This window comes from Streptomyces sp. NPDC033966, from assembly GCF_055575955.1.
The window spans coordinates 731,748-754,543 of sequence record NZ_JBVIRQ010000001.1; the positions used below are offsets into that span (position 1 = coordinate 731,748).

A 22,796-nucleotide genomic window follows, 5' to 3' on the forward strand; every position below is an offset into this window, starting at 1 on the left:
GGATGTCCCTCGACACCCTGAAGTCGGCCATACCTGACTTCGCCAAGGACCTGAAGCTGAACCTCGGTTCGGTCATCGGCAACCAGGACACCCTGACCCAGCAGCAGCTGTGGGGCACCGTCCTGTCCTGCGCGATCGCCGCCCGCTCCCCGCGCGTCCTGCGTGAGCTGGAGCCGGAGGCCAAGGCCGCGCTGTCCCCGGAGGCGTACAACGCCGCCAAGTCCGCCGCCGCGGTCATGGCGATGAACAACGTCTTCTACCGGACGCGCCACCTGCTCTCCGACCCGGAGTACGGCACGCTGCGCGCGGGCCTGCGGATGAACGTCATCGGCAACCCGGGCGTGGAGAAGGTCGACTTCGAGCTGTGGTCGCTCGCGGTCTCCGCGATCAACGGCTGCGGCCAGTGCCTGGACTCGCACGAGCAGGTCCTGCGCAAGGCGGGCGTCGACCGCGAGACGGTCCAGGAGGCCTTCAAGATCGCCTCGGTGATCCAGGCCGTCGCCGTCACCCTCGACGCGGAAGCGGCCCTGGCCGCCGAGTAGTCACCCGCAGGAGTGCTCCTGCGCGCCACCGTGCCCCCGCTGCCCTTCCGGGCCGCGGGGGCACGTCGCGTCGCGGGTCACTTCTTGCGACGCAGCCGGTCCATCAGCGCGCGCATGTCCTCGACCATCGCCGCCTTGAGGGCGGTCTCGTCGAGGTCGCCGTCCTCGCCGTCCTGGTCCACCCACCACGTGACCCGGATGGTGAACACGGCCCCGCCGTCCAGCACCTGGAGCCGGGGCCCGGCCTCCTGCCCTGAGAACACCGCCCGCTCGCCGAGGCCGGGAACCTGTTCCGGCACGACGGACGGCGAGCGCAGGTTCTCGTTGAGGACGGGTCCGGAGCCGAACTCGGCCTCGGGGTCGGTCTTCTTGTGCAGCTCGACCAGCACCTGGGCGTCGTGCGTGAAGGGCCGGTCCTGCCGCCCCCCGATCGAGTAGCAGTGCGACCAGTCCAGTGCCGCGTCCTCCCCGTGGCTCGGCATGCCCACACCGAGGCCCCCGAGCACCGCCCCCACCGCCTTCAGCGGGACCTCCCCGCACAGCTGCTCGCTGTGCCGGTACGCGACGGGCGGCCCGGCGGCGGCGTGACGTTCCTGCACCACCAGCGCCCCCGCCCACACGGCGGAGGCCAGCACGGCCCCGCCCAGGGCCCAGAGCCAGGGAGCGCGCCGGCGCCCCTCCCGGCCCCCGGGCCGCGCCGGCGGGCCGGCGAGCTCGGCCGGGGAGCCGTCGGTCCACTCCCCTTCGAGCTCAGGCTCGCTGATCATCCCCGGCCTCCAGCGCGGCGGCCCGTACCGCCGTGGCCCCGTGCGGGCCCGGACCCGTGGCGGCGGCGACCCCGTGGTTCCGCTCGCGCGAATAGGCCCTCAGGTAGACCACCACGGTGTTGGTGACGGCCACCAGCGGCACCGCGACGACGGCTCCGCCGATGCCCGCGATCATCCCGCCGGCCGCCACCGCGAGCACCACCGCGAGCGGGTGGACCCGTACGGCCCGGCCGAGGATGAAGGGCTGGAGCACGTGCCCCTCGATCTGCTGGACCGCCAGCACCACGCCCAGCACCGCGAGCGCGATGACGGGCCCCTGCGTCACCAGCGCCACGACCACGGCGAGCGCGCCGGAGATCACGGCGCCGACGAGCGGGATGAAGGCGAACAGGAAGATGAACACGGCCAGCGGAACGGCCATCGTCACGTCGAGGAAGTACAGCCCGAGGCCGATGAACACGGCGTCGATCAGCGCGACGAGCACCGTGCCGCGCACGTACGCGGTCAGCGTGCGCCAGGCGCGCGGGCCCGCGCCCGCGGCACCGGGGCGGGCGGCGGCCGGGACGAGGCCCAGCACCCAGGTCCAGATCTTCTTGCCGTCGTAGAGCAGGAAGAGCGTCGAGAACATCGCGAGCAGCATGCCCGTCATCACCTCGACGAGCACCGTCACGCCCTGCAGGCCGGCGGAGGTGATCTCCTCGGTGTTGGTGCCGATGGTCTCGCTGAGGTTCTTCGCGATGTCGTTGATCTGCTTCTCGGTCACGTGGAACGGACTGTCCAGTGCCCAGCTCTTGAGCTCGTTGATGCCCTCGCGGAGCCGGTTGGAGAGGTCGTCGAGGTTCTCCATGACCTGCCAGACCACGAACCAGCCGACCAGCCCGATGACGACGAAGCCGAGGATCGCCGTGACGGCCGTGGCGAGCCCGCGCGGCAGGCCGAGCCGGCGCAGCCGCACCACGAACGGCTGGAGCAGCGCGGTGACGAGCAGGGCGGCGGCGAAGGCGAGGACGACCAGGCGGACTTCGCTGATCACCTTCATCAGGACCCAGACCATCCCGGCGAGCAGCAGCAGCCGCCAGCTCGCCTCGGCGGCGACCCGAACCCCCCACGGGATGACGGTCACCGGGTCGGGCCGCGCGGGCGCCCCGTGCCCGCCCGGCGCCACGGCGTCCTCCGCCGCCGCCGACGGGGCGGGGGCGGGGGCGGGGGCGGGGGCGGGCAGCGGCGGTTCGCCAGCGGCCTCGGCCTCGACCTCGGCACGCCGTTCGTCCAGGGCCGCCTCCATCCGGCTCAGCCTGCTGCCGAGCCGGCCGAGCCAGCCTGCCCTCTTCGCCATGTCGTTCCTTTCCCCCCGCCCAGCGGTGACACCTCGCACGACCGTACACGCGAGGAACCCCACACCGTTGGACGGTGCGGGGTTCCCCGAGGTTGTACGCGGGCCCTATGCCAGGGCTCTAGTACCAGCCGTTGGCCTGGTGGAAGCTCCAGGCGCTGCACGGGCTGCCGTAGCGCTCGTTCATGTAGCCCAGGCCCCACTTGATCTGGGTGGCCGGGTTGGTGCGCCAGTCGGAGCCGGCCGAGGCCATCTTCGAACCGGGGAGCGCCTGGACCAGACCGTAGGCTCCCGAGGAGGAGTTGACGGCCTTGTAGTTCCAGGTGGACTCCTGGTTGATGATGTTCGAGAAGCACTGGAACTGGCCCGCCGGGACCAGCTGGCGCGCGATGTCCTTGACCTGGGCGACCGTGTAGGAGCCCTGGACCGGGAAGTCGCCGGCGTCGCGGGCCGCGGACCGGCTGGCGACCTCGCCCTCCTCGTCGCGCTGCTCCTTGAGCTTGGCGTCGGCCTCGGCCTTCTTCGCCTGCTCGGCCTTCTCGGCCTCCGCCTTCTTGGACTTGGCGTCCTCGGCGGCCTGGATGCGGGCGGCCTCCTCCACCGAGCGCTTGGCGTCGGCGTCGGCGGCGTGGGCGATGCTGTCGGCCTGCTGCGCCAACGTGGCGCTCTGAACCTGGGCCTGCTCGCCGACCGGGAGGTCGGTGAGGAGAGTCGCGCCGGAAGCGGTCGTCTCGATGTCGTTGGATGCGGCATCGCCAGTGGCGACGCCCACGACTGCGCCGACGGTGGTGACCGCGGTGGCCGAAGCCACTGCGAACCCCCGGACCGAGATCCGGCTCACACGGTGTCCTTCCAGCAGCGTCCGCAGTGACCGCGCGGTCGCAAGAGTGCCCCCTCGACACTGGTCTCCGTGGTGTTGAGGTCACTGGAGACGCTGGCCCGTGGGCAACTCCCTCGCGGGGGCTGCCTGCTGTACCGGGCGGCATACGGACATCGGCTGTGGAGTTGTTCGTACTGCGCGCATCTCAACCGGAGATACAAGGGTGCCGTATGCGGGGCCTGACGGAAACCAGACTCTGCCGGACCTCGACGCCGCAAGGCAATTCCGCGTTGCGTGTGAAAGGTCACACCTGCTGTGATGCCGGTGATTCGGGAAAACACCTGTGCAGCAGGGCGCCGCCCGGCTAGGCTCCTGCGCCTTTGCCGGGCGGCGCCAACTGACCGTCCCGCTATGGGGGTTTTACCCCGTTCCCTCCTAGAGGGTCTCCAGCATCTCCGTCACCAGGGCGGCGATCGGGGAGCGCTCGGAGCGGGTCAGCGTCACGTGGGCGAAGAGCGGATGCCCCTTCAGCTTCTCAACGACGGCGACCACTCCGTCGTACCGGCCGACGCGCAGATTGTCGCGCTGGGCCACGTCGTGGGTGAGAACAACCCGCGAATTGGCCCCGATTCGGGACAGAACGGTCAGCAGGACGTTGCGCTCCAGGGACTGGGCCTCGTCCACGATGACGAACGCGTCGTGCAGCGAGCGGCCGCGGATGTGCGTGAGCGGCAGGACCTCCAGCATCCCGCGCCCGAGCACCTCCTCGATGACCTCGCGCCCGGCGACCGCCGAGAGGGTGTCGAAGACCGCCTGCGCCCAGGGGCTCATCTTCTCGGCCGCGTCTCCGGGCAGGTACCCGAGGTCCTGGCCGCCGACCGCGTACAGCGGACGGAAGACCATGACCTTCTGGTGCTGCCTCCGCTCCAGCACCGCTTCCAGCCCCGCGCACAGCGCCAGCGCCGACTTGCCGGTGCCGGCCCGGCCGCCCATCGAGATGATCCCGATCTCCGGGTCGAGGAGCAGGTCCAGGGCGATGCGCTGCTCGGCGCTGCGCCCGTGCAGCCCGAAGGCCTCGCGGTCGCCCCGTACGAGCTTCACGTTGCCGTCGGCCGTGACCCGGCCCAGGGCCTTGCCGCGCTCGGACTGGAGGACCAGCCCGGTGTGCACGGGCAGTTCCGCGGCCTCCGGTACGTAGAGCCGCTCCTCGGAGTAGAGGAGGTCCACCTGCTCCCCCGACAGGGCGAGCTCGCTCATGCCGGTCCAGCCGGCGTCGGTGATGGCGAGCTCCGCGCGGTACTCCTCGGCGAGCAGCCCCACGGAGGAGGCCTTGATGCGCAGCGGGAGATCCTTCGAGACGACCGTGACGTCGTAGCCCTCGGCCTGGAGGTTGCGGGCGACCGCGAGGATCCGCGAGTCGTTGTCCCCGAGCCGGAAGCCCGCCGGCAGGACGCCGGGGTCGGAGTGGTTGAGCTCGACGCGCAGGGTGCCGCCCAGATCTCCCAGCGGGATGGGGGCGTCGAGGCGACCGTAGCGGACCCGGAAGTCGTCGAGCAGGCGCAGGGCCTGACGGGCGAAGTAGCCGAGTTCGGGATGGTGCCTCTTGGCCTCCAACTCGGTGATCACCACGATCGGGAGCACGACCTCGTGCTCGTCGAAGCGGGAGAACGCGTTGGGGTCTGCCAGCAGGACGCTGGTGTCGAGGACGTAGGTCCGCCTGTCGGGCAGGCGGCGCTTTGTGCTGGTCACCACGGAAGGACGTACCCCCTCGGAAGAGGTCGGGCCATGAAGACCGGACCGGTCATCGGCGCCAGTGCCAGGGCCGAATCCCGGCCCTCCAATCCGTCCGTGCGAACCGCACGCGCGTCCTGGTGCAAAGGGCCTCCCGGGCGGACGGCCCTGTGCCGTCCGCTGAGACTCGACACCCGTGGATCGGGCGTCGACCTGCCTGGGTTATGCCCTCGAACGTGCGGTGCCATGCCATGGCATATGACGGACGCTCGGTGAATCCCTGGTGAAGGGTTCGCGTGGGGCCGAGGGGGTGTCCTGGGGGTGGGTCAGGTGCCGTAGCGCCGGTGGCGGGCGGCGTAGTCGCGCAGGGCGCGCAGGAAGTCGACCTTGCGGAAGGCCGGCCAGAAGACCTCGCAGAAGTAGTACTCGGAGTGGGCGCTCTGCCACAGCATGAACCCGGACAGCCGCTGCTCGCCGCTGGTGCGGATCACCAGGTCGGGATCGGGCTGGCCGCGGGTGTAGAGGTGCTCCGCGATGTGGTCGATGTCCAGGACCTCGGCGAGCTCCTCGAAGGAGGTGCCCTTCTCGGCGTGCTCCAGCAGGAGCGAGCGGACCGCGTCGGCGATCTCCTGCCGGCCGCCGTAGCCCACGGCGACGTTGACGAGTATCCCGTCGATGTCGTGGGTGGCCTGCTCGGCCTCCTTCAGCACCGTCTGGGTCCGCGCGGGCAGGATGTCCAGGTTGCCCACGTGGTGGACGCGCCAGCGGCCGTCCTCGGCGAGGCCCCGGACCGTGTTCTCGATGATGTTGAGCAGCGGCCGGAGCTCGACCTCCGGCCGGTCCAGGTTGTCCGTGGAGAGCATCCACAGGGTGACGACCTCGACGTCCGTCTCGGTGCACCAGCCGAGCATCTCGGAGATCTTGTCGGCGCCGGCCTGGTGGCCCTGCTCCGTCGTACCTCCGGACGCCTTGGCCCAGCGCCTGTTCCCGTCCAGGATGACGCCGATGTGCTTGGGCGACGCGTCATGGTCGAGGCGGCCTTCCACCCGGCGTGCATAGAGCCTGTACACCAGGTCGCGCAGCTTCACGATCTTCGAGCCCCTCCGTGCAATGCCCCCGTGCGAATTGCGGTCTCCCCCGAGTCCGCCACATTACTGCGCGCCGGGATCGGGTACCCAACTCGGCCCGTCACAAGTCCGTGATAGCAAGGACATCGTGACTGATAACAATCCCTATCGGGCAGAGCCCTCGCGCTACGACTCCATGCACTACCGGCGCACGGGTCGCAGCGGCCTCAAGCTCCCGGCGATCTCCCTGGGCCTCTGGCACAACTTCGGGGACGACCGGTCCCTCGAGTCCCAGCGCGCCATCCTGCGCCGCGCCTTCGACCTCGGCGTGACCCACTTCGACCTGGCCAACAACTACGGCCCGCCGCCCGGCTCCGCCGAGCTGAACTTCGGCAAGATCTTCGCCCAGGACTTCGCGCGCTACCGCGAGGAGCTGGTGCTCTCCACCAAGGCCGGCTACTTCATGCACCCCGGCCCGTACGGCGAATGGGGCAGCCGCAAGTACCTCCTCGGCTCGCTCGACGCCTCGCTGAAGCGGATGGGCGTGGACTACGTCGACGTCTTCTACTCGCACCGCTTCGACCCGGCGACCCCGCTGGAGGAGACCATGGGCGCGCTCGCGTCCGCGGTCCAGCAGGGCAAGGCGCTGTACGTCGGCGTGTCCTCCTACACGGCGGAGCAGACGGCGGAGGCCGCGCGGATCCTGACGGACATGGGCGTGCGCCCGCTGATCCACCAGCCCTCGTACTCCATGATCAACCGCTGGACGGAGGAGGACGCGCTGCTGGACACCCTGGAGGAGGCCGGCATGGGCTGCATCTCCTTCGCGCCGCTCGCGCAGGGCATGCTGACCGGCAAGTACCTCCAGGGCATCCCGGAGGACTCCCGGGCGGCCGCGGGCAAGTCCCTGAACCCCGAGCTGCTCTCGGAGGACGTGGTGCGCCGCCTGCGCGGCCTGAACGACATCGCGGCCCGCCGCGGCCAGTCGCTGGCCCAGCTGGCGCTCACCTGGGTGCTGCGCGACGAGCGGATGACCTCCGCGCTGATCGGCGCGTCGAGCGTGAAGCAGCTGGAGGAGAACATCGCCGCGCTGGCCGGTGCGCCGCTCACGGAGCAGGAGCTGAAGGAGATCGACTCCTTCGCGGTGTCCACCCCCGGCACCAACATCTGGGCCCAGCGCGGCTGACCTGCGCTTTTGCCCTGAGGGTGCGTGGAACGAAAAACGGGCCGGTCCGTGGGGGGGATACGGACCGGCCCGAGGGGGGGGTTCCACCATAACCCTTCGTAAAGCGTCCTGCGTGCATTGCCGCAAAACGATTACGCTCCGAATCCGCCCAGCAGCACTCCGGTGAGGGCTCCGGCGGCCATGAAGGGGCCGAAGGCGAAGCCCTGGTCACGGCCCGCGCGGCCGCCCAGCACCAGGCCGAGGCCGTATACGGCGCCGTAGAGCAGCCCCAGGAACGCCCCGGCCGCCCATACCCCCCACCCGTACCACCCAAGAGCGACCCCCAGCGCGAGCGCCAGCTTGACGTCGCCCAGCCCCATCCCGGCCGGGTTGATCAGGAACAGCACGAGGTACGAGGCCCCGAGCGCGAGCCCGCCCAGCAGCGCGAGCCGCCAGGACCCGGCGGCGCCCGGGAGCAGCGCGGCCGCGCCGAGCAGTGCGGTGGAGGCTGCGGCCAGGGGGAGGGTGAGCACGTCCGGCAGCCGGTGCACGGCGAGGTCGACGAGGGCCAGCAGCACCAGCACGGGCGCGAGCGCGACGAACACCGCCGCCTCGGGGCGCGGGCCGACGCCCGCCGCGAGGGCCGCGCAGGGGGCGGCGGTGAGGAGGGCGGCCCACCCGGCGCGGCGGCCGTAGCGCCGCGCCGCCGGCCCACCGGCCCCGCCGGGGTCGCACCGGGCGGGCCCGAGCCACCCCCGCAGCGGGTGCCCGTCGGGGCAGTGCCCGCGCCAGGGCTCGCCCGGGGCCACCGAGAGCCGGTACGCGGCGCGGGGCAGCGCCAGGCCGGCGGTGGCGCCGTACGCGGCGGCGGCGAGGGTGATCACGAGTGCGCCCATCCGGCGACGGTAGGCCGCCGGGCCGCTCCGCGGGATGGGCCCGGGGGCCCAACGCCGCCGCCCCCGCAGGCGGGGCCACGGACACGGCTCTACCGCGCCCGCGCCTCGAACGCCGGCGGGGCTGGACAGCCGGCCCCCTAGGGGGGGTCTGGTGGATCAGGGCCGGGCCCGGGCCGCCTGGCACCCCCTAGGGTGAGCCGCATGGCGTACTGGCAGGACGGCCCCGGCACCCTCCTCATCGGCACCACGGCGGTCCCCCTGGAGGTCGCCGCCTCCTACCGGGCCCGCACCCGCGGCCTGCTCGGCCGGGACGGCGTCGAGGGGGCGCTGCTGCTGACGCCGGCGGGGAGCGTGCACACCTTCCGGATGCGGTTCCCGATCGACGTGGCCTACCTCGACCGCCGGATGCGCGTGATCGCACTGACCACCATGGTCCCGGGCCGCCTGGGCCTGCCCCGGCTCCGCTCCCGGCACGTGCTGGAGGCCGAGGCGGGGGCCATGGCCGCGTGGGGCCTGGCCGTGGGGAGCCCCGTCGCCGTCTCGACGTCTGGACGTCCCGGCACGGGGCGGTAGGTTGGGGCGGTTGAGCTGGGGTCTCAGGGGAGCGGCATGACGGAGAACGCGCGGATCAAGGCGCTTGAGCAGATCATGCCGGCGACGCACGGCGCCGACGAGGACGTCGACTGGCAGGCGGCCGAGGCCGTCTGGGGAACCCGTTTCCCCTCCGACTTCGTCGCGTTCATGGGGCGTTACGGCGCCGGCTCCATCAACGGCGAGGCCGGCATCCTGCTGCCGCTGCCCAAGCCCGGACTCCAGTGGGACCCGGCCGAGATGGCCGAGGAGACCGCCAACGCGCGGCAGCTCTGGGAGGCCGGGGGCGGCCGGGCCGCGTTCGGCGTGGACCCGGAGTCGATCATCGCCTGGGGCGTCACCGGCGGGTCCGACATCCTGTGCTGGCTCACCACCGACCCGGACCCGGACCGCTGGCCGGTGCTGGTCGTCGGCCGGCACACCGCCGACGCCTTCGCCGTCCACCCGTACGGCATGGCCGAATTCCTGCTCCGGCTCTGCTCCGACGAGTTCGACGTGAGCCCCGTGAGCATCACCTTCTGGGACGCCGGGCACCTCAGCTTCGTCCACTGGCGCAAGGCCCAGCGGCGCTGGCAGGAGGGCCGCAACCCCGAGACCGGCGAGCCCGACCCCTACGCCGGCGAGTTCGCCGACTAGCCGACCGGCCGGGCCCCCGGCCGGCCCGCCCGAAATCACACCCAGCCCGTTTCTCCGCCGGAAACGGGCTTTTCGGCATGTCTACGCGCGTCGCATATCCGGCACCCATATCGGAAAACACAATTCGGAAAACCCTTGATTGGAGCATTGAACACAAGTACGGACCCAATGCATTCAAGCCGACCGTCCTCGGGAGAGAATTCCGGCCAGACGGGCCACGGCGGGACACCCCAGCCCGGAGCAACTCATAAGTAATAACGGGAATCAAAAGAAAATCAGGGGTATCCACCCGTGCGACGAAGAATGTTCGGCTCGGCCGCCACGGCAGCCGTGTTCGGTCTACTCATACCGCTGTCCGGCTGCGGAAGCTCCTCCGGTGACGGCGGCGGCGACACGCTGCGCCTGATCGCGGCCGAATACGGCAACACCCCCGCCACCAGTTCGAAGGCTTTCTGGGACAAGGTGACGGCCGATTTCACCAAGGCCAACCCCGGCATCAAGGTCAAGGTCGAGCTCCTCCCGTGGGCCGACATCGACCGCGAGGTCTCCCGTATGGTCGAGGCCGGCAAGGCGCCGGACATGGCCCTCATGGGCTCCTACTCGGACTTCGCCGCCGAGGGCAAGCTGTATTCCGCGGAAGAACTGCTCTCGATCAGCGCCGAGGCCAACTTCCTCCAGCCCCTCGCCGAGGCCGGATCGGTCGGCAACACCCTCTACGGCCTGCCCTTCGTGGCGAGCAGCCGCCTGCTCTTCTACAACACCAAGCTGTTCGCGGACGCCGGCCTCGTCGCCAGGGACGGCTCGACCAGCTGGCAGCCGAAGACCTGGGCGGATCTGGAGACCGCGGCCAAGGCCCTCAAGGCCAAGGGCGTGAAGTGCCCGTTCGCCCTGCCGCTGGGGCCCGAGGAGGCGCACGCGGAGGCGATGATCTGGGAGCTGTCCAACGGCGGCGGCTACGCCGACAGCAGCGGCAACTACAGCCTGGCCTCGGACCAGAACGTCGTGACCTTCAACTGGCTCCGGGAGAGGATGGTGAACCCCGGGCTGACCGGCCCGACCCCGCCCTCTCAGCTCAACCGCGCCGACGCCTTCGCGGCGTTCCTGCGCGGCGAGGTCGGCATGCTCAACGGCTACCCGTCCCTCTCCCACGAGGCGCGCGCCAAGGGCATCACCGTCGGCGCCGTGTCCATGCCGGTCTCGGACTACCTCGGCACCGGCGAGAACCCGCCGACCGTGGGCGTGGCCGACTGGATGATGGCCTTCAAGCAGAACGGCAAGCGCGAGGAGATCGGCAAGTTCCTGGACTTCGTCTACCAGGACAAGAACCTGTCGGACTTCGCGGGCCGCTACCACCTGCTGCCCTCGACCGTCACCGCCTCCCGCACCCCCTCGGGCGGCGGCCTCGACAAGAACGACGAGCAGTTCCTGACCGCCCTGCGCGGCGCCCAGCTCTACCCCGTCAACAACCCGGCCTGGATGTCGGTCAGCGACACCATCAAGCGCAACATCGGGCGGGCCGTGGAACCGGGCGCCAGCCCGAAGGCCGTCCTGGAGGACATCGCCGCGAAGGCGAACGCCGCCTCGCGGAAGAAGCACTGAAGGTCCCCCGCAATCAGGGACCTTCGCCTCCCTGCCGCACCCCATCCCGTACGGCAGAATGGCTGTCGGCACTTGATCCAAGGCCGCGGCCCCGTCGCCCGCCGAGCACCCACAAGGTGCGCGGGGCGACAGGCCTCCTCCCCTCCCCCCTGCCGGTCCCGCTGCCTCCCGCCAGCCACCCCCTAGGCCCGGCCGTTCTCCGCGGAGAACGCCTTGCGGTACCGCTCGCATCCGGAGTCCCAGCGCAGGGTGCCCGTCAGCGTCCCGTAGTGGGTGCGCGTGACCGACCACTCCACCGTGTACTCGCCGGTGTCACACGCGATCTTCCTGCCGCCCGCGACCTTCTGACGCCCCGTCGCCGGCTGCCCCGTCAGCTTCCGTTCCACCTCGGCCCGCGCGACCCCCTTCGCATCGCGCAGCACCGCGTGCACGACGATCGGGTGCGTGTCGTTCTTCGTGGTCAGGCCCGGGTTCACCAGGGCGTCGGACACCGCCCACGCGAACTCGTACGAAGGCGTCCAGGAGAGCGTGTCCGGGTCGGGGACCTGGCGCTCGCTCCTCGGGTCGTGGGGGTGCGACGGGCGGGAGACCGTCCCGTACTGGATCCCCGGGTGGAAGCGGACCTGGCCCTCCAGCTTGTGCTTCTTGTCCTTGGTCCACAGGGTCTTCATCGCGTGCTCACCCCCGGCCGGGTCCTGGACGTAGTCGGTGCCCGGGGCGGCGGTGGCGGACGCCTGGCCGAGGGCGGGGGCGACGGCCGCGGCTGCCGCGGCGAGGGCGAGGGCGGCGGTGCGAGTGCGCTTCATGCCCGGCCCAACGGGCCCCCGCGGCGGGCCGGAACGACGCCGTGCGCGCGTTCACCCGTACGGAGCGGCCGGCGGACGCACAGGTGACAGATTCCGTTCCGGCCCGGAACGCGCTCCGGGTGCCTCTGGTTCTCTGTGCCGGACGGGGAACGGTCCCCGCACGACCACGGGGGACGCCATGGGCATGACGGTTGACGGGACGGTCGCACCGGGCTGGGAGACGGTACGGGAGGAGTTCGAGGCGTTCGTGGCCTCGGAGCCGAACCCGCCGGAGGCCCAGCTGGCCGTGCGCCACCACGGGCGGACCGTGGTGGACCTGTGGGGCGGCGAGGACACCGACGGGGCCACCCTGAGCGGGGTCTTCTCCCTCACCAAGGGCGCCGCGCACCTGGTCGTGGCGCTGCTGGCGCAGGAGGGCGTACTGGATCTGGAGCGCCCGGTGTCGGCGTACTGGCCGGAGTTCACCGGGCACGGCAAGGAGCGGCTGACGGTGCGGCAGCTCGTCGCGCACCGCGCCGGGCTGATCGGTTCCGACGAGGGCTTCTCGTACGAGGAGGTCGCGGACGACGCGTTCATCGCGGCCCGGCTGGCGGTGCAGGAGCCGTTCTGGGAGCCCGGCACCGCGTACGGCTACCACGCGTTCGTGATCGGCGCGCTGACGGGCGAGGTGGTGCGGCGGGCCACGGGCCGCTCGCTCCAGGAGGTCTACGAGGAGCGGGTGCGGGCGCCGTACGGGCTGGACCTGTACATGGGGCTGCCGGCGGAGCTGGAGGGCCGTTGGAAGCCGGTCCTGGAGATGCTGCCGACGCCCGCGCAGCAGGAGCTGCTCGCGGCGGGCGGGCCGCTGCCCGAGATGATGAGGACCGCCTTCAACGCGCACCACGAGCAGCCGATGGACGTCGTCGAGTACGCCAACCACCCGAAGGTGAAGGCCCTCGGCCCGGCCTCGGCGGGCGGCAGCGGCACGGCGCGCGGGGTGGCCGCCCTGTACGCGGCGGCCATCAGCGGGCTGGACGGCCGGCCCGCGCTGCTGGAGCCGGCGACGGTGGCCGACGTGGCGCGGCTGCACACGCCGGGCCAGGACCGGGTGACCTCGGAGGCGGACCACTTCGGGCTGGGCTTCGAGACCCAGCCGGCGGTGGGCCCGGAGGCCTTCGGGCACTGCGGCGCGGCGGGCGGCAACGGCTTCGCCGACCCGGTCACGGGGATCGCGTACGGGTACACGCGCCGCCGCTTCGGCTTCCCGGGCGGGCTGGCCCCGGAGAACGGGCGCCTGACGGCGGCGGTGCTCGCGGTGGCGCGGGGGCTGTAGGCCCTCCCCCGGTCAGGCCTGGCCGGTCTCGAAGCGGCTGATGTGGCCGTCGGAGACGGTGAACCGCCAGGCGGTGCGCATCTCGCCCCAGGTGTCGTTGCGGTAGGAGACGATGAGGGACCGGCCGTCGTCGGTCTGCTTCTCGACCGACATGTGACCGCGGGAGGAGAAGATCTCGCGGTCGGCCCAGTCGGTCAGGTCGCGGTCCGAGCCGTCGTCGGACATGGTCGCGGTGGGGGTCAGGACGGCCCGGAAGGCCTCCTGGTCGCCCGCGTTGACGGCGGTGACGAAGGCCCGGACGGCGGGGTCGGCGAGCTGGTCCGGCTTGATCATGGGGTCTCCCGGTCGTGTTCGTGGTCGTGCGTCCTGCGCTGCGCGCGCGACCAGGGAACACCCCCGGCGGGGCCGGGCGGCCGACCCTCACCCGTTCGCCGCCCGGCGGCGTGTCAGGAGGGGTCGGCGGCGGTGCGCACCGGGAAGCCGGTGGGCCGGCCCTGCTCCTTCAGCCAGGTCAGGACCTGGTCGAGGGCGGCGACGGTCTGCTTGCGGTCGCCGCCGCCGTCGTGGAAGAGGACCGTGGGGCCGTTGCCGATCTCGCGCTTGACGGCGTCGACGATGGCGGCGGTGCCGGGCTTGCCGAAGTCCTTGGTGTCGACGTTCCAGCCGAGCGGGCGCATCCCGTTGGCGGCGGCGATCTTCCGGCTGTCGGGGGTGAAGGCCCCGCCCGGGGCCCGGTAGTACTCGACCTTCGCGCCGCCGCCGGCGGCTTCCTCGATCAGCTTCTTGGCGTCGAGGATCTGCGCCTGCTGGTAGGCGACGGGCTTCTTGTCCATGGACGTGTCGTGGTCCATGGAGTGGTCGCAGAGCCGGTGGCCGGCCGCGACGACCTTCCTGACCAGGTCGGGGTGGGCCTTGGCCTGCGGGCCAATCATGCAGAAGACGGCTTTGACGTCGTGCTCGGCCAGTACCTCCAGGACCTGCGGGGTCCAGCGGGGGTCGGGGCCGTCGTCGATGGTGATGTTGACGGCGTTGCCGCCGGCCTCGGAGGCGTGGGCGATGCTGTCGGGCAGCCCGGCCGGCTGCGCCTGGGGCGGCTGGGCGCCCGGCCCGTTGCCGCCCCCGGGGGTCTGCGTACCGGTCTGGCGGGCGGCGGGGCCGTCGCCGGGGGCGACGAGGGCCGTCACGCCCCAGATGGTGGCGGCCACGGCGGCGGCCGAGGCGCCGACGGCTATCCGGTTCCGGAGGTCGTGCTTCTGCGTGCTCGTCATGTGTCCACTCCCCGTCCGGCCTTGCAAGGGTCCTGTGGGTCATGACGCCTTGACAACTGGCGGGGTTCCACCGAATTGCCCAATAAATTCCAGGTAATAAGGACTTTGGTCCTCAATAACCTCAGTTGTCACAGCTGTTGGGGGCGCGCAAAAGGCGGGTGCGGCCCGGGGGAACCCGGGCCGCACCCGCCTCGCCCGAAGGCAGGGTGGTGAGCGGCGGCTCAGTGCGCGAAGGAGTCCTGCGGGGCCTGCGCGGCCTTGGCGGGCTCGCCGCCGGCCGGGGCCGGACCCGCGCCCCGCAGCGGGACCTCCTTGACGAACCAGGCGAGCGCGAAGCCCAGTACGGCGATCGCCGCGCCCAGCAGGAACGCCGAGTGGGTACCGGCGGCCACGGCGTGCTGGTAGGCGTCGCGCACGGCCTCGGGCAGCTTGGCCAGGCTCGCCGCGTCCAGCTGGGCGGAGCCGGCGGCCTGCGCGGCCTGCGGGCCGAGCCGCTCGGACATGGTGTCGGTGACCCGGGAGGTGAACAGGGAGCCCATCAGGGCCACGCCGAAGGAACCGCCGAGGGTGCGGAAGAGGGTGGCCGAGGAGGAGGCGACGCCCATGTCCTTCATGTCGACGCTGTTCTGCGCGACCAGCATGGTGATCTGCATCAGGAAGCCGAGACCGGCGCCGAGGACGGCCATGTAGAGGCCGGAGACCAGGCGGGTGGTGCCGGTGTCCATGGTGGCGAGCAGGAACAGGCCGACGACCATGAGGGCGCCGCCGGCGATCGGGAAGACCTTGTACTTGCCGCTGCTGGTGGTGATCCGGCCCGCGACGAGCGAGACGGCCATCATCGAGAGCAGCATCGGCAGGAGCAGCAGGCCGGAGTTGGTGGCGGAGGCGCCCTGGACCGACTGCTGGAAGAGCGGGAGGTAGAGCACGCCGCCGAACATGGCGAAGCCGACGAGGAAGCCGATCACCGACATGAGGGTGAAGTTGCGGCTGCGGAAGATGTGCAGCGGCATGACCGGCTCGGCGGCCTTGGTCTCGGCGAAGAGGAACGCGGCGATGGACAGAACGCCGACGACGATCAGGCCGATGATCTCGGCGGAGCCCCAGGCGTACTCGGTGCCGCCCCAGGTCGTCACGAGGACGGTCGAGGTGATGGCGATGGTCAGCAGGGCCGCGCCGATGTAGTCGATCTTCGGCCGCTGCCCCTGTCCGGTCTTCTTGGGCAGGTGGAGCACGGCGGTCACCATCGCGAGGGCGACGGCGCCGAGCGGGAGGTTGATGTAGAAGGACCAGCGCCAGCCCATGTGGTCGGTGATGGTGCCGCCGACCAGCGGGCCGCCGATCATGGCGAGGGCCATCACGCCGGCCATCATGCCCTGGTACTTGCCGCGCTCGCGGGGCGGGATCAGGTCGCCGATGATCGCCATGACGCCGACCATCAGACCGCCGGCGCCCAGGCCCTGGACCGCACGGAAGCCGATGAGCTGGCCCATGTCCTGGGCCATGCCGCTGAGCGCGGAGCCGACGAGGAAGATGATGATCGAGGTGAGGAAGGAGCCCTTCCGCCCGTACATGTCGCCGATCTTGCCCCAGATGGGCGTGGAGGCGGCGGTGGCCAGCGTGTAGGCGGTGACCACCCAGGAGAGGTGTTCGAGGCCGCCGAGCTCGCCGACGATGGTCGGCATCGCGGTACCGATGATCATGTTGTCGAGCATGGCGAGAAGCATTGCGATCATGAGCGCCATGAGGACGACACGCACGCTGCGCGGCTTCACCCCCTCGGCGCCCGCCGCTTCCTTGGTGTTCTCCGCCATGTCCACTCCCCGTTCACACTCAACCGCGCCGGGTACTTACTTGCCGCCCGGCTAGTTCACTACAATGGGGACCGTAGACCCGTCACTAGCCGGGCGTCAAGTAAGTAATCGGGGAGAGCCATGTCCAGCACCGGTCCGCAGCAGCCGCGCCGTGGCAACACGCGCCAGCGCATCCAGGACGTCGCACTGGAGCTCTTCGCCGAGCAGGGGTACGAGAAGACCTCGCTGCGGGAGATCGCGGAGCGGCTGGAGGTCACGAAGGCGGCGCTGTACTACCACTTCAAGACCAAGGAAGACATCATCATCAGCGTCTTCGAAGACCTGACCCGGCCGATCGACGAGCTGATCGAGTGGGCGCAGGAGCAGCCGAAGACGCTGGAGACCAAGCGGGAGATCCTGCGCCGCTACAGCGAGGCCATGGCGGCGGGCGCGTCGCTGTACCGCTTCATGCAGGAGAACCAGGCCACGATGCGGGAGCTGAGCATCGGGGAGACGGTCAAGCGCCGACTGTTCACCCTGGTGGAACTGCTGCGCAACGACGACGGCCCGCTGACGGACCAGGTGCGCTGCGTGAGCGCCCTGTTCACGCTGCACGCGGGGATGATGTTCCTCCAGCACGTGGAGGGGGACCCGGAGGAGACCCGGCTGGCGGCCCTGGAGGTCGCCACGGACCTGATCACCCGCGCCCACCGCGGCGACGCGTAGCCGCCGGCGGGGGGCTCAGGCGCGGTCGCCGCCCGGCGGGGTGGCGGAGCGCTTCGCGGCGAGGGAGCGGCGCAGGGCGGGGACGGCGAGCCCGAGGGAGGTGCCGACGGCCAGGCCGGCGCCTATGTTGTCGAACACCAGGAGCCCGAGCAGGATGCCGGCGGACAGGCCCGTCGAGAGGCCGACGGCCGCTTCCTTGCTGTAAATCGCCTCGCCTGCCTTGGTCTCGTCTGCCTCGGCCTCGTCTGCCTTGGCCGTGTCTTCATGCGCCATGCACGCATTGTGTCAGTGGATCACTTGTCCACGGCCATGGCGAGTTCGAACACGCCGCTGTTCATGTCGTCGCACAGGGCCCGGCAGGCGCCGAAGAGCTCGGCGAACTCGGGCATGGACTGCCAGTCCCTCATGGCCTGCACGCCGGTCCAGCGGGACACGGACACGAAGTGGGCCGGTTCGTTCAGGTCGCGGATCAGCCGGGCGTGCAGGAAACCGTCGACGGAACCCTGGGTCCAGGTCAGGAACTCCGTCCAGCGCAGGATGAACTCGTCCTCCTGGCCCGCGCGCACCTGCCAGTTCCCTGAGGCCCAGTACCTGCTCGTCGTGTCGGACATCGCCCACCACCTCGGGAGTCGGCCCCCTCCCCCAGGTTAGGCCGCGAAGCCCGTACCGGCCCGTCCGGGCGGGCGGGCGGCATCGTCCGGTCGGCGGGACCGGCTCCCCGCGCGCGGCGCGGCGCACCGGCGGCGGGCCGGTGAGGCGGTAGGGCATGGGGTGCACGCTCGGCGGCGAGGCTCCCTGGAGGCCCGATGACAGCGGTGGACCACGCGGCCCGGACCGAGCGGCGGGTGCGGCAGGGCTCCGCGGTGCTGCGCCTGCTGACGACCACCGACCACAAGACCATCGGCAACCTCTACCTGGTGACGGCCTTCGGCTTCTTCCTCTTCGCCGGCGCCCTCGCCCTGGTCATGCGGGCCGAACTCGCCCGCCCGGGGCTCCAGATCCTGTCCAACCAGCAGTACAACGAGGCGTTCACCATCCACGCCACGATCATGATGCTGCTCTTCGCGACGCCGACCTTCACGGGCTTCGCCAACGCGGTGATGCCGCTCCAGATCGGCGCGCCCGACGTGGCCTTCCCGCGGCTGAACGCCTTCACCTACTGGGTCTACCTCTTCGGCGGACTGATGGTGGTCTCCGGGTTCCTGACCGCCGACGGGGCGGCCGCCTTCGGGTGGTTCGCGTACGCCCCGCTCAACGGGGCGGTGTTCTCCCCGGGCACGGGCCCGGACCTGTGGGTGATGGGGCTGGCGGTGGCGGGGCTCAGCACGATCCTGGGCGCGGTCAACTTCATCACCACGGTCATCTGCCTGCGCGCCCCCGGCATGACGCTCTTCCGGATGCCGGTCTTCACCTGGAACGTGCTGTTCACCTCGATCCTGGCGCTGCTGGCCTTCCCCGTGTTCACCGCCGCCCTGCTGGCCCTGGAGGCGGACCGGAAGTTCGGCGCCCACGTCTTCGACCCGGCGAACGGCGGCGCGCTGCTGTGGCAGCACCTCTTCTGGTTCTTCGGGCATCCGGAGGTCTACATCGTGGCCCTGCCGTTCTTCGGCGTGGTCAGCGAGATCCTGCCGGTCTTCAGCCGCAAGCCCATGTTCGGGTACGTGTCCCTGATCGGGGCCACCATCGCGATCACCGGCCTGTCCGCGACCGTGTGGGCCCACCACATGTTCGCCACCGGAGCCGTGCTGCTCCCCTTCTTCTCCCTGCTGTCGTTCCTGATCGCCGTGCCGACGGGGGTGAAGTTCTTCAACTGGATCGGGACGATGTGGAAGGGCTCGCTCTCCTTCGAGACCCCGATGCTGTGGTCCATCGGGTTCCTCGTCACCTTCCTGCTGGGCGGGCTGACCGGAGTACTGATCGCCTCGCCGCCGCTGGACTTCCACCTGACCGACAGCTACTTCGTCGTCGCCCACCTCCACTACGTCCTCTTCGGCACGATCGTCTTCGCCACCTTCGGCGGCCTCTACTTCTGGTGGCCCAAGCTGACCGGGCGGATGCTGGACGAACGGCTCGGCAGGATCCACTTCTGGACCCTGTTCACCGGCTTCCAGACCACCTTCCTGGTGCAGCACTGGCTGGGCGAGGCGGGCATGCCCCGCCGGTACGCCGACTACCTCGCGGCCGACGGGTTCACCCTGCTCAACACCGTCTCCACGATCGGCGCCTTCCTGCTCGGCCTGTCCACGCTGCCGTTCCTCTACAACGTGTGGCGCACGCAGCGGTACGGCGAACGGGTCACCGTCGACGACCCGTGGGGCTGGGGCCGTTCGCTGGAGTGGGCGACCTCCTGCCCGCCGCCGCGGCACAACTTCCACGCCCTGCCCCGGATCCGTTCGGAGTCCCCGGCCTTCGACCTTCACCACCCGGAGGTGCCCGTTGAAAGGTGAGGCCTGGCTCTTCACCGGTACCGCCCTGTTCTTCGGGGCCGTCACCGCCGTCTACGGGTGGCTGTCCGACGAGCCGGCGGGCATCGCCGCGCTCTGCGTGTCCTTCGTGATGTCGGCCCTGGTCGCGGCGTTCCTGTGGCGGCAGCACCGGCGCGGCGGGGAGCGCCCGGAGGACCGTGCGGACGCCGAGGTGCGGGAGGCCGGCGGGCGGCGGGTCTTCTTCCCGGCCCGCAGCTTCCACCCCGTGCTGACGGCGGCCGGGAGCGCGCTGGTCGGGCTGGGCGTGGTGCAGGGGCTGTGGCTGTGCCTGATCGGCTTCGGGGTGCTGCTGCCGGGGGTCCTCGGCTTCGCGTTCCAGAACCTGGACCACCCGGAGTAGCTCAGGCGCCTTCCCCGTCCCCGGGGGGCGGCGGCCGGTCCGGTCCGGCGAGGGTGGCGGCGACCTTCCGGCGCTGCTCCGGGGTGAGCGGGTACGGGACGCGGTCGCGGTGGAACCAGGCGCTGACGGCCGCCCGGGCGCGGTTCAGGGCGCGGAGCGGGAGGGGGCGGGTGGGGTCGCCGTCGTACTCCACCGGCGCGGGCAGGTCCCTGGCCAGCATGGTGTAGCGCTCGCCGGACGGGAGCTCCTCGTAGCGCGGGTGGAAGGCGCCCTCCGCGCCCTGCACCGCCAGGCCGGTCTCCGCACCGTCCGTCAGCAGCTCCCGCTCGTGCGACTGGAGGGCCAGGCAGAGCCTCCTGGTGAGCCAGAAGACCGCCGCCGGCACGGCGAAGACGGCGATGCGCAGCGCCCAGGTCAGCGGGGGCAGGGGCAGCGCGAAGAGGAACGCGAGGATGTCCTGCGCCCCGGCGAGCAGCAGCACCGCGTACCAGGAGAGGGCCGCCGCGCCGAGGGCCGTGCGGACCGGCCGGTCGCGGGGGCGGTCGCACAGGTGCCGCTCGCCGGTGTCGCCGGTGATCCAGCGTTCGAAGAAGGGGTAGGCGTAGAGCACGCCGAAGAGCAGGCCGGGCATGAGGACGGCCGTCACCAGGGGGTTCCAGGAGATGGTGTGCCCCCACGCCCGGGTCTCGACCCCGGGCATCAGCCGCAGGGCGCCCTCCAGGAAGCCGATGTACCAGTCGGGCTGGGAGCCGTCGGAGACCAGGTCGGTGCGGTAGGGGCCGTACACCCAGATCGGGTTGACCTGCGCGACGGCGGCGAGTGCGGCGAGGACCCCGAACACGGCGAGGAAGAGGCCGCCGGACTTGGCCAGGTACTGGGGGAAGAAGGGCAGGCCGACGGCGTTGCGGGCGGTGCGGCCCGGGCCCGCCCAGTGGGTGTGCTTGAGGTGGAACACGAGCAGCAGGTGCACGGTGACCAGCCCCAGCAGCAGCCCGGGGACCAGCAGGATGTGCACGGGGTAGAGGCGCGCGACGATGTCCTCGCCGGGGAACTCGCCGCCGAAGGCGAAGGAGCTCAGGTAGGTGCCGGCCACCGGGACGGAGAGCATGACGCCCTGGGCGATCCGCAGTCCGGTGCCGGACAGCAGGTCGTCGGGGAGCGAGTAGCCGGCGAAGCCCTCCAGCATCGCCAGCATGAACAGGGTCACGCCGATCAGCCAGTTCAGCTCGCGGGGCCGGCGGAAGGCGCCGGTGAGGAACACGCGGAACATGTGCGCGCCGATGGAGGCGAGGAAGACGATCGCCGCCCAGTGGTGGATCTGCCGGATCAGCAGTCCGCCGCGGACGTCGAAGCTGATGCGCAGGGTGGAGAGGTAGGCCTGCGACATGAGGACGCCGCGCAGCGGCTCGTACGAGCCCTGGTAGGGGGTCTCGCGCATCGAGGGATCGAAGAAGAGCGCCAGGTACACGCCGGTCAGCAGCAGGACGACGAAGCTGTAGAGGGCCAGCTCCCCCAGCAGGAAGGACCAGTGGTCGGGGAACACCTTGCGCAGCACCCCGCGCGTGAGCTCCGCCAGCGGCAGCCGCTCGTCGAGGGACTCGGCTCCCCGTACCGCCCGTGCTCTGCGTTTGGACCCCGGCACCGGCCTGCACCTCCTGACCGCGCCGCCCGACGCGTACGCCACGCCACGCTACCGAAACGGGACAGGAGGGCACGGAACAGACACGGCCGCTCAGGCGTGGAGCCGCCGTTCGGACTCCTCGATGGGGACGTCGTTGATGCTGGCCTCGCGGCGGCGCATCAGGCCGTCGTCGTCGAACTCCCACTGCTCGTTGCCGTGGCTGCGCCACCACCGGCCGTCCGCGTCGTGCCACTCGTACTCGAAGCGGACGGAGATGCGGTTGCCGGTGTACGCCCACAGCTCCTTGCGCAGGCGGTAGTCCAGCTCGCGCTCCCACTTCTCGGCGAGGAAGGCGCGGATCTCGGCGCGGCCGGTGAGGAAGCGGTCGCGGTTGCGCCAGACGGAGTCCTCGGAGTAGGCGAGGGCGATGCGTCCGGGGTCGCGGGTGTTCCAGGCGTCCTCGGCGGCCTGCACCTTGGCGCGGGCGGTCTCCTCGGTGAACGGGGGCTTGAGCATGGGGAGTTCCTTTCGGATCGCAGCTCGGAGAACGTTCGTTCTCAAAGTAGAGAACGAACGTTCTCGGCGCAAGCGGTTCTGAACTACCCTTCACCCCATGGACGACGAAGAGGCCCGCACCCGGCTGCTCGACGCGGCGGAGGCGCTGTTCTACGCCGAGGGCATCCAGGCCGTCGGAATGGACCGCATCCGCACGGAGTCGGGCGTACCGCTGAAGCGGCTCTACCGGGTCTTCCCGGCGAAGGAAGCCCTGGTCGCCGCCTACCTGGAGCGGCGCGACGCCCGCTGGATCGGCGGTCTGCGGGAGGCGGTGGCGGGGGCCGGGGAGCCGGTGGCGGCGGTGTTCGACTGGCTGGCGCGGTGGTTCTCGGAGCCGGACTTCCGCGGCTGCGCCTTCCTCAACGCGTACGGGGAACTCGGCGCGGGCCCGGCGGCCGTCCTGGACGTCGTACGCCGCCACAAGGCGGAGCTGCGCGCCCTGCTGGGGACCCTGACCGACTCCCCCGCCCTCGCGGACCAGCTCCTGATCCTGGCCGAGGGCGCCACGGTGGTCGCCGCCCTGACCCCGGGCCCGGAACCGGCCCTCCGCGCCCGCGAGGCGGCGCTGCGGCTGCTGGGGGCGGCGGGCTGAGACCCCGGCAGCAGCGCTAGCCTGAGGCAAGGCACCGACGCCGCCCGGAGGACCACGGTGACAGCCATGAGTGAGCGGAACCGGCCCGTGGTGGCCGCTCCCCAGGGGGATCCAGCCTTCGGGGACATGCTGCGCACACGTGGTCGACATGCA

Annotated in this window: 24 protein-coding genes; 10 read left to right on the forward strand and 14 right to left on the reverse strand. The window is 71.3% G+C overall.

Translation table 11 applies throughout. The features are described from left to right. The first annotated feature begins 2 nt into the window (after positions 1 to 2). A complete protein-coding gene (locus tag ACZ518_RS03360; protein WP_125601103.1) occupies positions 3 to 542 on the forward strand; it encodes an alkyl hydroperoxide reductase in 540 nt (179 codons plus the stop codon). Positions 543 to 619: 77 nt separating this feature from the next. Here ACZ518_RS03360 and ACZ518_RS03365 read toward each other — a convergent pair whose 3' ends face one another. From ACZ518_RS03365 to ACZ518_RS03385, 5 genes are all read right to left on the reverse strand, one after another. After that, positions 620 to 1,309: a hypothetical protein gene (locus ACZ518_RS03365; RefSeq protein WP_469111319.1), complete on the reverse strand. Its 690-nt coding sequence runs from the start codon at positions 1,307 to 1,309 to the stop codon at positions 620 to 622. Next, a complete protein-coding gene (locus ACZ518_RS03370; protein ID WP_469111320.1) occupies positions 1,293 to 2,645 on the reverse strand; it encodes an AI-2E family transporter in 1,353 nt (450 codons plus the stop codon). The genes ACZ518_RS03365 and ACZ518_RS03370 overlap by 17 nt, the downstream gene beginning before the upstream one ends. 118 nt (positions 2,646 to 2,763) lie before the next feature. Then, positions 2,764 to 3,483, reverse strand: coding sequence for an aggregation-promoting factor C-terminal-like domain-containing protein (locus ACZ518_RS03375; protein WP_469111321.1), 720 nt, complete (start codon positions 3,481 to 3,483; stop codon positions 2,764 to 2,766). Between the two features lie 414 nt (positions 3,484 to 3,897). Beyond that, positions 3,898 to 5,214, reverse strand: a complete 1,317-nt coding sequence (locus ACZ518_RS03380) for a PhoH family protein (protein WP_469111322.1) — start codon at positions 5,212 to 5,214, stop codon at positions 3,898 to 3,900. Positions 5,215 to 5,519: 305 nt separating this feature from the next. Continuing rightward, positions 5,520 to 6,281: an isoprenyl transferase gene (locus ACZ518_RS03385; RefSeq protein ID WP_007266248.1), complete on the reverse strand. Its 762-nt coding sequence runs from the start codon at positions 6,279 to 6,281 to the stop codon at positions 5,520 to 5,522. Between the two features lie 127 nt (positions 6,282 to 6,408). Here ACZ518_RS03385 and mgrA point away from each other — a divergent pair, with 127 nt between their 5' ends. Continuing rightward, a complete protein-coding gene (gene mgrA / locus ACZ518_RS03390) occupies positions 6,409 to 7,446 on the forward strand; it encodes an L-glyceraldehyde 3-phosphate reductase (protein ID WP_469111323.1) in 1,038 nt (345 codons plus the stop codon). A 131-nt stretch (positions 7,447 to 7,577) separates the two neighbouring features. Here mgrA and ACZ518_RS03395 read toward each other — a convergent pair whose 3' ends face one another. Continuing rightward, positions 7,578 to 8,321, reverse strand: coding sequence for a prepilin peptidase (locus ACZ518_RS03395; protein ID WP_469111324.1), 744 nt, complete (start codon positions 8,319 to 8,321; stop codon positions 7,578 to 7,580). 201 nt (positions 8,322 to 8,522) lie between these two features. Here ACZ518_RS03395 and ACZ518_RS03400 point away from each other — a divergent pair, with 201 nt between their 5' ends. The 3 genes from ACZ518_RS03400 to ACZ518_RS03410 all read left to right on the forward strand — a co-directional run bounded on the left by ACZ518_RS03400 (position 8,523) and on the right by ACZ518_RS03410 (position 11,147). Further along, positions 8,523 to 8,894 carry a DUF192 domain-containing protein gene (locus ACZ518_RS03400; RefSeq protein WP_469111325.1) on the forward strand — a complete coding sequence of 124 codons (372 nt, stop codon included), beginning with the start codon at positions 8,523 to 8,525 and terminating at the stop codon, positions 8,892 to 8,894. A 36-nt stretch (positions 8,895 to 8,930) separates the two neighbouring features. Next, positions 8,931 to 9,548 carry an SMI1/KNR4 family protein gene (locus ACZ518_RS03405; RefSeq protein ID WP_469111326.1) on the forward strand — a complete coding sequence of 206 codons (618 nt, stop codon included), beginning with the start codon at positions 8,931 to 8,933 and terminating at the stop codon, positions 9,546 to 9,548. A gap of 303 nt (positions 9,549 to 9,851) precedes the next feature. Continuing rightward, positions 9,852 to 11,147, forward strand: a complete 1,296-nt coding sequence (locus ACZ518_RS03410) for an extracellular solute-binding protein (protein WP_469111674.1) — start codon at positions 9,852 to 9,854, stop codon at positions 11,145 to 11,147. Between the two features lie 182 nt (positions 11,148 to 11,329). On the opposite strand, the gene ACZ518_RS03415 is transcribed toward ACZ518_RS03410, so the two are convergent. Beyond that, a complete protein-coding gene (locus ACZ518_RS03415; RefSeq protein WP_469111327.1) occupies positions 11,330 to 11,953 on the reverse strand; it encodes a hypothetical protein in 624 nt (207 codons plus the stop codon). Positions 11,954 to 12,131: 178 nt separating this feature from the next. Between ACZ518_RS03415 and ACZ518_RS03420 the strand changes: the two genes are divergently transcribed. After that, on the forward strand, positions 12,132 to 13,265 hold the full coding sequence (locus ACZ518_RS03420; RefSeq protein ID WP_469111328.1) for a serine hydrolase domain-containing protein: 1,134 nt from the start codon (positions 12,132 to 12,134) through the stop codon (positions 13,263 to 13,265). Between the two features lie 12 nt (positions 13,266 to 13,277). Here ACZ518_RS03420 and ACZ518_RS03425 read toward each other — a convergent pair whose 3' ends face one another. From ACZ518_RS03425 to ACZ518_RS03435, 3 genes are all read right to left on the reverse strand, one after another. Next, on the reverse strand, positions 13,278 to 13,598 hold the full coding sequence (locus ACZ518_RS03425; RefSeq protein ID WP_469111329.1) for a nuclear transport factor 2-like protein: 321 nt from the start codon (positions 13,596 to 13,598) through the stop codon (positions 13,278 to 13,280). Positions 13,599 to 13,711: 113 nt separating this feature from the next. Next, positions 13,712 to 14,533, reverse strand: a complete 822-nt coding sequence (locus ACZ518_RS03430; protein WP_469111330.1) for a polysaccharide deacetylase family protein — start codon at positions 14,531 to 14,533, stop codon at positions 13,712 to 13,714. Positions 14,534 to 14,754: 221 nt separating this feature from the next. Beyond that, positions 14,755 to 16,344 carry an MDR family MFS transporter gene (locus ACZ518_RS03435; RefSeq protein ID WP_469111331.1) on the reverse strand — a complete coding sequence of 530 codons (1,590 nt, stop codon included), beginning with the start codon at positions 16,342 to 16,344 and terminating at the stop codon, positions 14,755 to 14,757. A 120-nt stretch (positions 16,345 to 16,464) separates the two neighbouring features. Between ACZ518_RS03435 and ACZ518_RS03440 the strand changes: the two genes are divergently transcribed. After that, positions 16,465 to 17,049: a TetR/AcrR family transcriptional regulator gene (locus ACZ518_RS03440; RefSeq protein ID WP_469111332.1), complete on the forward strand. Its 585-nt coding sequence runs from the start codon at positions 16,465 to 16,467 to the stop codon at positions 17,047 to 17,049. A gap of 15 nt (positions 17,050 to 17,064) precedes the next feature. On the opposite strand, the gene ACZ518_RS03445 is transcribed toward ACZ518_RS03440, so the two are convergent. Beyond that, a complete protein-coding gene (locus tag ACZ518_RS03445) occupies positions 17,065 to 17,322 on the reverse strand; it encodes a hypothetical protein (RefSeq protein WP_469111333.1) in 258 nt (85 codons plus the stop codon). Between the two features lie 20 nt (positions 17,323 to 17,342). Then, positions 17,343 to 17,660 (reverse strand): antibiotic biosynthesis monooxygenase family protein, encoded by a 318-nt coding sequence (locus ACZ518_RS03450; RefSeq protein WP_469111334.1) that lies wholly within the window; start codon positions 17,658 to 17,660, stop codon positions 17,343 to 17,345. Between the two features lie 195 nt (positions 17,661 to 17,855). Here ACZ518_RS03450 and ctaD point away from each other — a divergent pair, with 195 nt between their 5' ends. Beyond that, a complete protein-coding gene (gene ctaD / locus ACZ518_RS03455; RefSeq protein WP_469111335.1) occupies positions 17,856 to 19,496 on the forward strand; it encodes an aa3-type cytochrome oxidase subunit I in 1,641 nt (546 codons plus the stop codon). After that, positions 19,486 to 19,875 carry an aa3-type cytochrome oxidase subunit IV gene (ctaF, locus tag ACZ518_RS03460; RefSeq protein WP_469111336.1) on the forward strand — a complete coding sequence of 130 codons (390 nt, stop codon included), beginning with the start codon at positions 19,486 to 19,488 and terminating at the stop codon, positions 19,873 to 19,875. The genes ctaD and ctaF overlap by 11 nt, the downstream gene beginning before the upstream one ends. A gap of 1 nt (position 19,876) precedes the next feature. On the opposite strand, the gene qcrB is transcribed toward ctaF, so the two are convergent. Further along, positions 19,877 to 21,517 (reverse strand): cytochrome bc1 complex cytochrome b subunit, encoded by a 1,641-nt coding sequence (gene qcrB, locus ACZ518_RS03465; protein WP_469111337.1) that lies wholly within the window; start codon positions 21,515 to 21,517, stop codon positions 19,877 to 19,879. 90 nt (positions 21,518 to 21,607) lie between these two features. Then, positions 21,608 to 22,012 carry a nuclear transport factor 2 family protein gene (locus tag ACZ518_RS03470; protein ID WP_469111338.1) on the reverse strand — a complete coding sequence of 135 codons (405 nt, stop codon included), beginning with the start codon at positions 22,010 to 22,012 and terminating at the stop codon, positions 21,608 to 21,610. A 97-nt stretch (positions 22,013 to 22,109) separates the two neighbouring features. On the opposite strand from ACZ518_RS03470, the gene ACZ518_RS03475 reads away from it, so the two are divergent. Then, positions 22,110 to 22,643, forward strand: a complete 534-nt coding sequence (locus ACZ518_RS03475) for a TetR/AcrR family transcriptional regulator (RefSeq protein ID WP_469111339.1) — start codon at positions 22,110 to 22,112, stop codon at positions 22,641 to 22,643. Positions 22,644 to 22,796: the final 153 nt, after the last annotated feature.